The organism is Methylobacterium sp. HJ2 (assembly GCF_056431005.1).
The window spans coordinates 226,536-239,589 of the sequence record NZ_JBWJYM010000001.1 but is presented as its reverse complement, the minus strand read 5'-3'; the positions used below and the strand labels follow the sequence as shown (position 1 = coordinate 239,589).

Here is a 13,054-nt window from a genome sequence, read left to right as displayed (position 1 = left end):
ACGCCTTGCCATCTGATCCCGCGACCGCACCCATGTCCGCCGCACCGCTCACCAATCCGACCGCACCTCCCGTCCCACGCCCCGTCCCGCGCCCCGGCGTGATGGCCATCGAGGCCTACGTTCCGGGAAAGAGCGGAGCGCCCGGCGCCGCCAAGGTGCACAAGCTCTCCTCGAACGAGACGCCGCTCGGGCCGAGCCCGGCCGCGATCGCGGCGGTTCGCGACGCCCTGGACGGGCTCGCGCTCTACCCGGACGGCACGGCCGCGCGGCTGCGCGGGGCGATCGCCGAGCGCTACGGCCTCGATCCGGCCCGGATCGTCTGCGGGGCGGGATCCGACGAGCTGCTCTCGCTGCTCGCCTACGCCTATCTCGGACCGGGCGACGAGGGGCTCTACAGCGAGCACGGATTCCTGGTCTACCGCATCGCCATCCTGGCGGCGGGCGCGACGCCGGTGGTCGCGCCCGAGCGCGAGCTCACGGCCGACGTCGACGCCCTGCTGGCGCGCGTCACGGATCGGACCCGCATCGTCTACCTCGCCAACCCCAACAACCCGACCGGCACCTACCTGCCCTTCGACGAGGTGCGGCGCCTGCATGCGGGCCTGCCGCCCCAGGTGCTGCTCGTGCTCGACGGGGCCTACGCGGAATACGTGCGCCGGAACGATTACGGCTCCGGGCTCGACCTCGTGCTCGAGGCCGACAACGTGGTGATGACCCGCACCTTCTCGAAGATCCACGGCCTCGCGGCCCTGCGGATCGGCTGGATGGTGGCGCCCGCCCACGTGGCGGAGGCGGTCAACCGCATCCGCGGCCCCTTCAACCTCTCGGCGACGGCGATCGCGGCAGGCGCGGCGGGCATCGCCGACGACGCCCACGTGGCCGCGGCGGTGGCCCACAACACGGCATGGCTGGCGCGCCTCGACGCCGGCGTGCGGGCGCTCGGCCTCGCGGTGACGCCGAGCGTCGCGAACTTCCTGCTCGTGCACTTCCCCGACCTGCGCGCCCGCTCGGCCGCGGCGGCCGACGCCTTCCTGTCCGCGCGGGGCGTGATCGTCCGGCGGGTCTCCTCCTACGGGCTGCCGAACGCCCTGCGGGTCACCGTCGGGAGCGCGGAGGCCAACGAGGCCTTCCTCGACGCCCTCGGCGCCTTCGTGCGGGGCTGGGATGCCTGAGGCCGCTCCCGCGCTCGGCCGGCTCGCCATCGTCGGCCTCGGGCTGATCGGCTCCTCGATCGCCCGCGGCGCCCGCCGCTACGGCCTCGCCGAGACCATCGTGGCGATCGATTCCGATCCGACGGTGCAGGCGCGGGTGCGCGCGCTCGACCTCGCCGGGACGGTGACGGGCGATCTCGCGGCGGGCGTCGCCGAGGCCGATCTGGTGATGCTGTGCGTGCCGGTCGGGGCCGTCGGCCCGGTGGCCGCCGAGATCGCCCCGCACCTGAAGCCCGGCGCGGTCCTCTCCGATGTCGGCTCGGTGAAGGGCTCCGTGGTCGCGGCGGTGGCGCCCCACCTGCCCGAGGGCGTCGCCTTCGTGCCGGGCCATCCGGTGGCCGGCACCGAATATTCGGGGCCCGACGCGGGCTTCTCGACGCTGTTTGCCGAGCGCTGGTGCATCCTGACCCCGCCGGAGGGCACGGACCCCGCCGCGATCGCCCGGGTCCAGGCCTTCTGGGAAGGGCTCGGCGCCATCGTGGAGTTCATGACGCCCGAGCACCACGACCTCGTCCTGGCCATCACCAGCCATGTGCCGCACCTGATCGCCTTCAACATCGTGGGCACCGCCGCCGACCTCGAGGCCGTGACGGAATCCGAGGTGATCAAGTTCTCGGCCGGCGGATTTCGCGATTTCACCCGGATCGCGGCCTCCGACCCGACCATGTGGCGGGACGTGTTCCTGACCAACCGGGACGCGGTGCTGGAGATGCTCGGACGCTTCAACGAGGATCTGGCCGCCCTCGCCCGCGCGATCCGCTGGGGGGACGGGGAGGCGCTCCACGCGCTGTTCACCCGGACCCGCGCCATCCGGCGCGGCATCGTGGCGATGGGCCAGGAGACGGCCGAGCCGGATTTCGGCCGCCGCCCCAAGCCCGAGGCCTGAGGGCACCCGCGGGGTGCGGGAGCCCCGCCCACCGTCCCGCGATCGCGACCCGCCCGCGCGGTCGCGGCCAGAGGGAGGCCGTCCGACGATCGGGCGTTTGGCGAGGCGCCCTCAGTAGAGCGGCTGGAGCCGGACGTTCGGGATCGCGAAGGGCCCGAGCATCACGCGGCCTTCGGTCAGGCGCAGGGGCGGCAGCGGCTTGAGCGCCGCCTCGCCGGGCGAGGCGGCCTCTGCGCCGGGCGGCGGGCGCAGCGAACCCAGCAGGCCGCCGATCAGGTTGCCCACGAGGGCACCGCGATCGGCGCCGTAGCGCTGCCCGACGATGCCGGCGACGAGGGCCTCCAGCCCGGAGGCCCGCACGGCGATCTGCCCGGCCGCGCGATGCGCGTCGTCGAGGTCGAGGCTGCCCTTGGCCTGGAGGCGCCGGTCGCCCTTGGCGATCGAGAGCCCGGCGATGTCGAGGCTGCCGTCGGCCTGCCGCCAGGTTTCCAGCTCGCGCGCGACCGTGCCGGTGCGCAGCACGGTCGCGCGGTTCACCGTCGCGTCGAGGGCGACGTCGGCCGGATCGGCATTTCCCACGAGCGCGTCGAGCTGCGGCACGAGGGCCTGGGCGAGCCGGAGACTGATGTCGACGGCACCGTCCGAATCGAATCGCCCCGGGGTCGGACGGGCATGCAGCTCGAGGTGCTTGGCCGAGACCGCGATCGGTTCGGGGGTCCCCCCGGCGACGCGGACCTGGGGAGCGTCGACCGCGAGCGAGGCGCGCACGAAGCCGTCCGCCGCGCCGTGGAAGCTGCCCTGCAGGGCGGACCAATCCGCCTCGCCGGTCAGGTCGCCCTGCGCGACGCGGAACGGGCCCTTGGCCTCGAACAGGGCGTGGCGCGGCTGGTAGACCTGCACGACGGCGGTCAGCGGCCCGAGGCTGAAGCGGCTGTCGGAGCGATCGAGCGAGACGGAGGCGCAGCGCAGCTCGAGCCGGAACGGAAAGCCGGTGATCGTGCGGTCGGCGCAGGTCCAGTTCCGCCCGGCGGCCGTCTCGCGGGCGAGCCAGCCGTCGATCTCGCGGCCGGCGCGGTTCTGCAGGTAGAACCAGCCGCCCGACCAGATCACGGCGACGACCGCGAGCAGGATGTAGGGCAGGAACAGCCCGCGGCGGGAGCGCCGGCCGGGTGCGGGGCCGTCCGGGGGCGGACCGCCGGATCCGCGCCGGGCCGGGTCCGTCCGGCTCGCCTCGTCCTGCACCGGGCCCTGCACCATCGCGTCCGCTCCCTTGCCCCGCCGCCCTCGCGGGCTCACGCACGCACCGCGTGCCGGGGCGCAACAAGCCGGACGGGCGGGGCGAAAATAGGACGCGGGGCCTCAGGCCGGCTCGGTCGCGAGGTCGTCCACGATGGCGGCGCGCGCCGCGTCGTCCTCGGCGAGGCGGTGCACGTGCATCTCGGTGGCGCCCCGTTCCCGCACCCGGGCGAGCCAGGTCCGGCCGAGATGCGCCCGCGGGCTCTCGCCCGAGGTCGCGACCGAGACCAGCTCCGCGATGCCGGCCGGGTCGCGCCGGACCGCCAGAACCACGGCCGGGCCGACCTCGTCGAGATCCGGCTCGCCGAGGCTGTGCACGCCCACCACGTAGCGCTTGCCGGAACGGCCGCGCCAAGCCGAGAGCGCCAGGGCCGGGCTGCCGCGCAGGCCGGCCGTCGTCCTCAGGCGTTCTTCCCGCACGTCCTGCCTCCGTGTGCGATCGTCCTTCAGGTCGCGGAGCGCGGCCGACCAGGACAGGGCTCGTTTGTTCTCCATTTGTTCTAAACTATCCCGCGTCATCCACAGGCGTCAAGGGCGACGCATCCATGGGTCTGAGGTGGGAACGGAGCAAGTTATCCACAAGCGGGACACGGGGGCGCAGGGGCCGCCGGAGCATCGGGTGTCCGAGAGCGGACGGTCCCGCGCGCGACGTCGGCGGTTCGCCGACCGTGCCCACGGCCCGGACGCCGTCCGTGTCGGGTCGCTCAGGCCGGCCGCGGAAGCTTGGGCTTCGGGTCGGGGACCGGATGGCCGCATGCGGCGAGCTCGGCGCGGGCCTTGGCGAGCAGCGCGTTCGAGGCCGTCTCGATGCGCGCCTCGATCTCGGTCATGAAGTCGGCCCGCGCGAGGCCCGGCGGGATCGTGGGCAGGAACTCGATCACCGCGGTGCCGGGGCGCCGGACGAAGCCGCGCCGCGGCCAGAACAGGCCGGTGTTCAGCGCCGCGGGCAGGCAGGGCACGCCGAGGCCGACGTAGAGATGCGAGAGGCCCTGCTTGTAGGCGGGCTCGGCGTTGGGCGGCCGGCGCGTCCCCTCCGGGAAGATGATGAGCTGGCGCCCGTGCGCGATGGCGTCGGCTGCGGCCGCGTTCATCAGCGTCATGGCGCGGCTGCCCTTGGAGCGGTCGATCGCCACCATGCCGCCGCGCGACAGGAACCAGCCGACCACCGGGATGAAGAGCAGCTCGCGCTTCAGCACGTAGGCGAATTCCGGGAACACCGTGCAGAGCGCCAGCGTCTCCAGCGCCGATTGATGCTTGGCCCCGATCAGGAGGGGCCCCGGCGGGATGTGCTCGAGCCCGCGGAACTCGACCCGGATCCCGGCGCAGACCCGCAGCAGCCACAGCGTCGTGCGGCCCCAGAGCCGCGCGATGCCGAGCACCGACCGGCGCGAGACCAGGGCGGGCAGGCCGAGGAGCGCGATCAGCGTGGTGGCCGCGTAGAAGGCGAGGTTGAAGGCGAGGGAGCGCAACGCGAGCATGGGGACCTGTCCGAGGCGGTCTGCTTTAGCGCGCGTTGCCGCACCGGACCAAGAGGTCCGTCAGTATCAAGAGGCTCGTCAGTAGCCGTCGGCCAGCGTGCTGCGCTGGCGCGGGTCCGCGGCGCCCGCGAGGAGGCCGTCGAGGCGCATCACCGAGTTGGCGGAGCCCGAGCTCGCCCCGACCTTCACGCTGTGCCCCTTGGCCCGCAGCAGCGCGAGGGTGTCGGGCGAGAGGCCCTCCTCGGCCATCAGCACGTCCGGGCGCCACTGGTGGTGGATGCGCGGGGCATCGACCGCCTCGGCGAGGTTCATGCGGAAATCGACGAGGTTGACGATCACCTGCAGCACCGTGGTGATGATCCGGCTGCCGCCGGGGCTTCCCGTCACCAGGAAGAGCTGCCCGTCCCGGAACAGGAAGGTCGGGGTCATCGAGGAGAGCGGCCGGGCGCCGGCCGCCACCGCGTTGGCGTCGCTGCCGACCAGCCCGTAGGCGTTCTGGGCGCCGGGCTTGGCCGAGAAGTCGTCCATCTCGTTGTTGAGGAGCACCCCCGTGCCCTCGGCGACGAGCCCCGTCCCGTAGGAGAAGTTCAGCGTGTAGGTGTTGGCGACCGCGTTGCCGGCGGCGTCGACCACCGAGAAATGCGTGGTCTGGTCGTGCTCGAAGGGCAGCGGGTCGCCCGCCCGCACCGCGTCGGCCGGGCGCGCCCGCTCCGGGTCGATCTGAGACCGCAACCGGTCCGCATAGGCCTTGGCGAGGAGGCCCTTCACCGGGATGCTCACCCGGTCCGGGTCGCCCAGGAAGGCGGCCCGGTCGGCGTAGGCCGGCTTCATCGCCTCGGCCAGAGTGTGAAGCGCGGCGGCGCTGCCCGCGCCCATGCGGGCGAGGTCGAAGCCCTCCAGGATGTTGAGGATCTCGATCAGGTGGACGCCGCCCGAGGAGGGCGGCGGCATCGAGACGACCTCGTAGCCGCGGTAGCTCCCGCGCACGGGCGCGCGGATCTTCACCCCGTAGGCGGCGAGATCCTCCGGCACCATGATGCCGCCGGCCCCCCGCACGGCCGCGGCGATCCGCTCGGCGATGGGGCCGGTGTAGAAGGCGTCGGGTCCGCGCTCGGCGATCGCCCGAAGCGTCCCGGCGAGATCGGCCTGGACCAGGGTGTCGCCGCGCTGGAGCGGCTTGTCTCCCCGGAAGAAGACCGCCCGGGAGGACGGGTACTGGCCGAGGAGGCCGGCCGCGCGCGGCAGCGAATCGGCGAGCCCCCCCTCGACGCCGATGCCCTCGCGGGCGAGGCGCTCGGCCGGGGCGATCAGGTCGGCGAGGGTGAGCGTGCCCGAGCCGTAGAGCCGGTGCGCCTCGGCGAGGCCCCGCACGGTGCCGGGCACGCCGACCGCCTTGCCGCCCTTCGTCGAGGCGGCGCGGTCGGGCTCGCCGTCGGGACCGAGGAACATGCCGGCGGTCGCGGCCTGCGGGGCGGTCTCGCGGTAGTCAATCGCCACCGTCTCGCCGCGCGCGGCGAGATGCACCATCATGAAGCCGCCGCCGCCGAGATTGCCCGCCCGCGGCAGGGTGACGGCGAGGGCGAAGCCCACCGCCACGGCGGCATCGACCGCGTTGCCGCCCCGTTTCAGGATCTCGACGCCGATCCGCGTCGCGCGCGCCTCCTGCGAGGCGACCATGCCGCGATGGGCCAGCACCGGCAGCATCCGGGCGTCGTCCGACTGGATCGGCGGCGCCTCGGGCACGGCGATCCCCTGCGCCCCGGCCGCCCCGCCGCCGACGGGCGCCCAGAGCAGCGCGGCGAGGAGGGCGGGAAGCAGGGCGAGGCGGGCACGGGTCGGCTGTCGCATGCCCCTGACTTAGCGCATCGCGCGGCCTCGCGGCAGGCTGGGGCAGGCCCGGACGGCACCCGCCCGCGTGTTGCGCCGCCCAGGTCCGACGCCTAAGGAGGGACTGACGAATACGGAAAAGCGTCAGCCGGCGGATTCGCAGGCGCAGCGGCTTCGACGGAGCGGCCGGGCGCCCGTGGCTCCGCGCTCTCCGGAGGGATGTCGATGCGGGTGGTCGATCTCGATCGGGATGCGGTCAAGCGGGGCTTGGCCGAGGGCACGATGCTGGTGATCGACGTGCGCGAGCCGTACGAATACGCCGCGGGACATATCCCGGGCGCGGTGACGCACCCGCTCTCCAGCTTCGATCCGGAGGCGATCCGGGCCCTGATCGCCGAGGACGGGCGCCGCCCGGTCTTCGCCTGCGCGGCCGGCGTGCGATCGCTCCACGCGCTGCACGCGGCCCAGACCGCGGGGGTCGCCGTGGAGGAGCATTACCGCGGCGGCTTCAAGGATTGGTACGCCGCCGGTGAAGCCGTTGCGTAGCCGCCCCGCCGGCCCGGCCGCCGCGGCGGCGGACATCCCGTCCGAACCACCGTGTGTGCTGCCGCACTCCGGTGACGGCGCCAACGGATTAGGGCGCAGGATGCCGGGCAGGTCCGCCCCCTCTGCGCAGACCCGTCCAGACTCCTCTGACCACGCATCGATCCCGGCCGCGGCGCCCCTCGCCCGCGGCGGCCCGACGCTCAGGGACCCCGATATGCGAAGCCGGCTCGCCCGCCTCACCCCCGTCCTCGCCGCGCTCCTCGTGGCGGTCCCGGCGCTCCTCGGCGGCACGGCGGCCCGCGCCCAGGCCCCCGGCGGGCCGCCGCCGAAGGTCACCGTCGCCAAGCCGGTGGTGCGCGAGATCGTGGAGCAGGACCAGTATACCGGTCGCTTCGACCCGATCGAGTACGTCGAGGTCCGGGCCCGCGTCACCGGCTACCTCGAGAAGATCAACTTCATGGACGGCGCCACGGTGAAGAAGGGCGACGTGCTCTTCATCATCGACCGCCGGCCCTACAAGGCGGCGCTGGAGCAGGCCCAGGCGGCCCTCACCTCCGCCAAGGCCCGGCTCTCGTTCTCGCAGACCGATCTGGAGCGCGCCCAGACCCTGTCGAAGGGCGGCAACATCTCCGAGCAGGTCACCGACCAGCGCCGGCAGGCCTCCCAGACCGCCCAGGCCGACGTCGACAGCGCCGAGGCCGCGCTCCGCAACGCCCAGCTCAACTACGACTTCACCGAGGTGAAGTCGCCGATCAACGGCCGCATCGGCCGCCGCCTCGTCACCGAGGGCAACATCGTCATCACCGACCAGACGATGCTGACCACGATCGTCTCGCTCGACCCGATCTATTTCGGCTTCACCGTCGACGAGAAGTCGTTCCTGAAATACCAGACCACCCTCGGCATCGGCATGGGCCAGACCCAGCGCGGCAAGGGCGTGCCGATCATGATCGCGCTCACCGGCGAGGAGAAGCCGACCCGCAAGGGCACGCTCGACTTCGTCGACAACCGCGTCGACAACGCCACCGGCACGGTGCTGCTGCGCGCCACCGTCGACAACCCGGACGGATTCATCAAGCCGGGCCTGTTCGGCATCGTGGCGATGCCCGCGACGAAGCCGTTCCAGGGCGTGATGATCCCCGACGACGCGGTCTCGGCCAACCAGGACAAGCGCATCGTCTACGTGGTGTCCGACGACGGCACCGCCCAGGCGCGCGAGGTCACCCTCGGGCCGAAGGTCGACGGCTACCGGGTGATCCGGGCCGGGCTGAAGGGCGAGGAGACCATCGTGATCAACGGTCTCTCCCGCGTCCGTCCGGGTGCCAAGGTGACGCCCGAATCGACGACCCTGCCGCCGAGCAAGACCTGATGCGGCCCCGCGCCCGGACCCCAGGCTCCCGGCGCCCGGCCCGCGAAGATTCGAGAATCGCCGCGCGGCGGTCACCCGCAGCGGCGCGCCGCAGACGACGCAGGCCGCCGCCGCCCGTGAGGGCGCGGTGCCGAGAGGTTTGACCCATGCGTTTCGCACATTTCTTCGTTGACCGGCCGATCTTCGCCTCGGTCACGTCGATCGTCTTCCTGATCCTCGGCTACGTCTCCTACCTGGCGCTGCCGGTGGCGCAGTACCCGGAGATCGTGCCGCCGACCGTGACCGTGCGCGCCTCGTTCCCTGGCGCCAACGCCGAGACCGTGGCCGCCACGATCGCGACGCCGATCGAGCAGGAGGTCAACGGCGTCGACAACATGCTCTACATGACGTCGCTCTCCACGAACGACGGCAACATGCTGCTGACCGTGACGTTCAAGGTCGGCACCAACCTCGATATCGCGAACGTGCTGGTGCAGAACCGGCTCTCGGTGGCCCAGCCGCGCCTGCCGCCGGACGTGCGCAACCTCGGCGTCACCGTGCGCAAGGCCTCGCCCGACCTGATGCTGGTCGTGCACCTGCTCTCGCCGAACAAGACCTACGACCAGAACTACCTCGCCAACTACATCTACCTGAACATCCGCGACGAGCTGCTGCGCCTCGACGGCGTCGGCGACATCACGATCTTCGGCGGCAACGAGTACGCCGAGCGCATCTGGCTCGACCCGAACAAGCTCGCGGCCTACGGGCTGACCACCACCGACGTCACCACCGCCCTGCAGGAGCAGAACGTGCAGGTGGCGGCCGGCGCCCTGAACTCGCCTCCGGCCGCGACGGGGCAGGCCTTCCAGCTCATCGTGCAGTCGCAGGGTCGCTTCCAGAGGCCGGAGGAATTCGCCGAGGTGATCGTCAAGGACTCCGACGGGCGCCTCGTCCGGGTCAAGGACGTGGCCCGCGTCGAGATGGGCCAGAAGGACTACACGACGAACTCCTTCCTCAACGCGACGCCCGCGGTCGGCATCGGCGCCTTCCAGCGGCCCGGCACCAACGCGCTGGACGCGGCGGCCTCCGTCCGCAACGTGATGGAGAACTTGAAGAAGAACTTCCCGCCGGACGTCGAGTACCGCATCGCCTACAACCCGACCGAGTTCATCGAGGAATCGATCCAGGAGGTCTACAAGACCCTGTTCGAGGCGGTCGGCCTCGTGGTCATCGTGGTGCTGGTCTTCCTCCAGAGCTGGCGCACGGCGCTGATCCCGGTGATCGCGATTCCCGTGTCGCTGGTAGGCACCTTCGCGGCGATGGCGGCCTTCGGCTTCTCGCTGAACAACCTCACCCTGTTCGGGCTCGTGCTCGCCATCGGCATCGTGGTCGACGACGCCATCGTGGTGGTGGAGAACGTCGAGCGGAACATGGCCGAGGGGCTCTCGGCGGGCGAGGCCGCGCACAAGACGATGGACGAGGTCGGCGGCGCCGTCATCGCCATCGCGCTGGTGCTCGCGGCGGTGTTCATCCCCACCGCCTTCATCCCGGGCATCTCGGGCCAGTTCTACAAGCAGTTCGCGCTCACCATCGCGGCCTCGACGCTGATCTCGGCCTTCAACTCGCTCACCCTCTCGCCCGCGCTGTGCAAGCTGCTGCTGAAGCCGCACCACGCGCACACCAAGCCGAAATTCTTCCTGTTCCGCTTCGTCTCCTGGCTCGCGGACCTGTTCAACCGCGGCTTCGACTGGCTCTCGAACGCCTACGCGGCCACGATCCACAGGCTCACCGACTACACGATCGGCCTGATCGTGATGCTGCTCGTCTACGCGGCGGTGATCGCGGGCACGCTCCACCTCGTGAAGACGACGCCCACGGGCTTCATCCCGGATCAGGACCAGGGCTACCTGATCGGCGTGGTGCAGCTGCCGTCGGGCGCCTCGCTCGACCGCACCACCGAGGTGGTGAACCGGGCCGCAGCCGAGGCCCGCAAGATCGACGGCGTCACCAACACCGTCATCATCGCGGGCTTCGACGGCGCGACCTTCACCAACACCACCAACTCGGGCGTGATGTTCATCACGCTGTCGGGTGCCAAGGAGCGGGCCCAGCACGGCCGCAGCGCCGCCGTGATCACCAACGACGTGATCAAGGCGACGGCCAACATCCAGGAGGCCCGGGTCATCGTGATCCCGCCCCCGCCGGTGCGCGGCCTCGGCCAGGGCGGCGGCTTCAAGATGCAGATCGAGAGCCGGCAATCCTCGGCGATCGGCCCGCTGCTCGCCAATGTCGGCGAGATGCTGGGAACGGCCAACCAGAGCAACGACGTGCAGCGGGTGTTCACCACCTTCGGCAACGACACGCCCCAGCTCTACCTCGACATCGACCGCACCGTGGCGCGGATGCTGAACGTGCCGCTCGGCAACGTGTTCTCGACGGTGCAGGCGGCGCTCGGCGGCGCCTACGTCAACGACTTCAACACGCTGGGCCGCATCTACCAGGTCCGCGTGCAGGGCGACGCGCGCTTCCGCGTCTCCAAGCAGGACATCGAGCAGCTCAAGGTCCGTTCCTCGACGGGCGCGCTGGTGCCGATGGGCACGCTGGCCACGATCCGCGAGATCTCGGGCCCGCAGATCGTGCAGCGCTTCAACCTGTACTACTCGGTCCCGGTCCAGGGCACGGCCAAGCCCGGCATCTCCACCGGCCAAGCCCTCGACGCCATGGAGGCGATCGCCAAGAAGAGCCTGCCGGACGGCTTCGCCTACGACTGGACCGAGATCGCCTTCCAGCAGAAGGCGGCGGGCAACACGGCGATCTACGTCTTCGCGCTCGGCGTGCTGCTCGTCTTCCTGGTGCTCGCGGCGCAGTACGAATCCTGGGCGCTGCCGCTGGCGATCCTGCTCGTGGTGCCGACCGGCGTGCTGGCCGCGCTGTTCGGGGTTCAGCTCAGGGGACAGGACAACAACATCCTGACCCAGATCGGCCTGATCGTGCTGATCGGCCTGGCGGCCAAGAACGCCATCCTGATCGTCGAGTTCGCGCACGACATCGAGAACAACGAGCGCAAGGGGCCGGTGGAGGCCGCGGTCCAGGCCTGCCGCCTGCGCCTGCGCCCGATCCTGATGACGGCCTTCGCCTTCATCCTCGGCACCCTGCCGCTGGTGGTCGCCACCGGCCCGGGCGCCGAGATGCGCCAGGCGCTCGGCACCGCGGTGTTCTTCGGCATGATCGGCGCGACCTTCTTCGGCCTGTTCCTGACGCCGGTCTTCTACGTGGTGATCCGCAAGATCGTGCTCTGGATCGAGCGCAAGCGCGGCAAGCGGCCCCACGGCGACGCCGCCGATCCCGGGGGCCATGGCCAGCCGACCCCGGCTCATTGACGCGCGCGCCGGGACGTCTCGGGGCCCGCCGGTCTTCGGATCGGCGGGCCTCGTCGTTGAGGCACCCGCGACGGCGGCACGGGCTGCGTCCGCGTGGACGGGCTGCATCCGCGCGCGCGGCCTGATAGGAAGCGGCCCCGTCCCCGAACCGCGAGCGTCCCTCAGTGCCCGGCTACCTGCCCTTCGCGGGCGCCCTGAAGCTCCCCGCCTATACCTGCGACAATTGCGGGTTCTGGCAGCGCCACTTCGAGGCGCCCGCCGCCTGCCCGATGTGCCTCGACGCGCGCCACGTGGTGCCGCAGGACGGCTGGCGCTTCCGGAGCGAGCGGGAGGCGCAGGATGCGTTCCCGTGCCACTGGGAGGAGCTCGAGCCGGGAATCTGGCGCTTCTGGAACGAACCGGTCTCCGGGATAGGGCCGTCCGCCTACCTGATCCGGACGGAGGCGGGGAATATGGGCTTCGAGGGCTGCCCGGTCTTCAGCGAGGCCGCCCTCGACCAGATCGCCAGCCTCGGCGGCATGCAGGTGCTCTCGGCCTCGCACCCCCATGCCTACGGCGCCCTGGTGCAGCTGCAGGACCGATTCGACCCGGAGCTGTGCCTGCCGGCCGCCGACTTCACCTGGAGCGCGGCGCTCCAAGTCTCCTGGCCCTACGACGATTTCCTCGAGCCGCTGCCGGGCCTCGAGCTGCACCGCACCGCCGGCCATTTCGACGGGCACGCGGTGCTGCTCGACCGGCGCCGCCGGATCTGCTTCTGCGGCGACGCCCTGAAGTTCGAGCTGGATCCCCAGAATGTCCGCCGGGCGCTCACGATCTCGGCCCACAAGGCCTTCGTGCGCGGGGTGCCGCTGACGGTGGGCGAGCTGCGCCGCTACCGCGACGTGTTCGAGCGGCTCGATTTCACCCAGACCTGGACGCCGTTCGAGCCGGCGGCCAATTGCGGGCGGGCCGAGGTGCTGGCCCTGATCGACACGATGCTCGCCTCGCGCCCGCACGCGGCGCCGGTGAAGCTGGGCGAGTTGCAACAGTAGCGCGCCCTCCCTCCCCCCCTCTGCGGGGGAGGGTGGCCCGCGAAGCGGGTC

Annotated in this window: 10 protein-coding genes; 6 read left to right on the top strand and 4 right to left on the bottom strand. The window is 71.9% G+C overall.

What is annotated here, in order from left to right:
* The first annotated feature begins 32 nt into the window (after positions 1-32).
* Both hisC and ACS5RC_RS01050 read left to right on the top strand, forming a co-directional pair.
* Entirely contained in the window at positions 33-1,172 is a 1,140-nt protein-coding gene (gene hisC, locus ACS5RC_RS01055) for a histidinol-phosphate transaminase (protein WP_478341972.1), read from the top strand.
* Positions 1,165-2,097: a prephenate/arogenate dehydrogenase family protein gene (locus ACS5RC_RS01050; protein WP_478341971.1), complete on the top strand. Its 933-nt coding sequence runs from the start codon at positions 1,165-1,167 to the stop codon at positions 2,095-2,097. Before hisC ends, ACS5RC_RS01050 begins: the two co-directional genes overlap by 8 nt.
* A gap of 111 nt (positions 2,098-2,208) precedes the next feature.
* Here ACS5RC_RS01050 and ACS5RC_RS01045 read toward each other — a convergent pair whose 3' ends face one another.
* The 4 genes from ACS5RC_RS01045 to ggt all read right to left on the bottom strand — a co-directional run bounded on the left by ACS5RC_RS01045 (position 2,209) and on the right by ggt (position 6,719).
* A complete protein-coding gene (locus ACS5RC_RS01045) occupies positions 2,209-3,354 on the bottom strand; it encodes a DUF2125 domain-containing protein (RefSeq protein ID WP_478341970.1) in 1,146 nt (381 codons plus the stop codon).
* Between the two features lie 102 nt (positions 3,355-3,456).
* Positions 3,457-3,888 (bottom strand): hypothetical protein, encoded by a 432-nt coding sequence (locus ACS5RC_RS01040; protein ID WP_478341969.1) that lies wholly within the window; start codon positions 3,886-3,888, stop codon positions 3,457-3,459.
* Between the two features lie 209 nt (positions 3,889-4,097).
* Positions 4,098-4,871 (bottom strand): lysophospholipid acyltransferase family protein, encoded by a 774-nt coding sequence (locus tag ACS5RC_RS01035; RefSeq protein WP_478341968.1) that lies wholly within the window; start codon positions 4,869-4,871, stop codon positions 4,098-4,100.
* A gap of 78 nt (positions 4,872-4,949) precedes the next feature.
* Positions 4,950-6,719 carry a gamma-glutamyltransferase gene (gene ggt / locus ACS5RC_RS01030; protein WP_478341967.1) on the bottom strand — a complete coding sequence of 590 codons (1,770 nt, stop codon included), beginning with the start codon at positions 6,717-6,719 and terminating at the stop codon, positions 4,950-4,952.
* Between the two features lie 204 nt (positions 6,720-6,923).
* Between ggt and ACS5RC_RS01025 the strand changes: the two genes are divergently transcribed.
* From ACS5RC_RS01025 to ACS5RC_RS01010, 4 genes are all read left to right on the top strand, one after another.
* Positions 6,924-7,244 (top strand): rhodanese-like domain-containing protein, encoded by a 321-nt coding sequence (locus ACS5RC_RS01025; protein ID WP_478341966.1) that lies wholly within the window; start codon positions 6,924-6,926, stop codon positions 7,242-7,244.
* Between the two features lie 214 nt (positions 7,245-7,458).
* Positions 7,459-8,613, top strand: a complete 1,155-nt coding sequence (locus ACS5RC_RS01020) for an efflux RND transporter periplasmic adaptor subunit (protein ID WP_478341965.1) — start codon at positions 7,459-7,461, stop codon at positions 8,611-8,613.
* A 146-nt stretch (positions 8,614-8,759) separates the two neighbouring features.
* A complete protein-coding gene (locus ACS5RC_RS01015; protein ID WP_478341964.1) occupies positions 8,760-11,972 on the top strand; it encodes an efflux RND transporter permease subunit in 3,213 nt (1,070 codons plus the stop codon).
* A 164-nt stretch (positions 11,973-12,136) separates the two neighbouring features.
* Positions 12,137-13,003: an MBL fold metallo-hydrolase gene (locus ACS5RC_RS01010; RefSeq protein WP_478341963.1), complete on the top strand. Its 867-nt coding sequence runs from the start codon at positions 12,137-12,139 to the stop codon at positions 13,001-13,003.
* Positions 13,004-13,054 lie beyond the last annotated feature (51 nt).

Bases quoted from the DNA above. Each gene is read 5' to 3' on its own strand.
- ACS5RC_RS01025 (WP_478341966.1), top strand. From the start codon at position 6,924: ATGCGGGTGGTCGATCTCGATCGGGATGCGGTCAAGCGGGGCTTGGCC.
- ACS5RC_RS01045 (WP_478341970.1), bottom strand. From the start codon at position 3,354: ATGGTGCAGGGCCCGGTGCAGGACGAGGCGAGCCGGACGGACCCGGCC.
- ACS5RC_RS01040 (WP_478341969.1), bottom strand. From the start codon at position 3,888: ATGGAGAACAAACGAGCCCTGTCCTGGTCGGCCGCGCTCCGCGACCTG.
- ACS5RC_RS01035 (WP_478341968.1), bottom strand. From the start codon at position 4,871: ATGCTCGCGTTGCGCTCCCTCGCCTTCAACCTCGCCTTCTACGCGGCC.
- ACS5RC_RS01050 (WP_478341971.1), top strand. From the start codon at position 1,165: ATGCCTGAGGCCGCTCCCGCGCTCGGCCGGCTCGCCATCGTCGGCCTC.
- hisC (WP_478341972.1), top strand. From the start codon at position 33: ATGTCCGCCGCACCGCTCACCAATCCGACCGCACCTCCCGTCCCACGC.
- ggt (WP_478341967.1), bottom strand. From the start codon at position 6,719: ATGCGACAGCCGACCCGTGCCCGCCTCGCCCTGCTTCCCGCCCTCCTC.
- ACS5RC_RS01015 (WP_478341964.1), top strand. From the start codon at position 8,760: ATGCGTTTCGCACATTTCTTCGTTGACCGGCCGATCTTCGCCTCGGTC.
- ACS5RC_RS01020 (WP_478341965.1), top strand. From the start codon at position 7,459: ATGCGAAGCCGGCTCGCCCGCCTCACCCCCGTCCTCGCCGCGCTCCTC.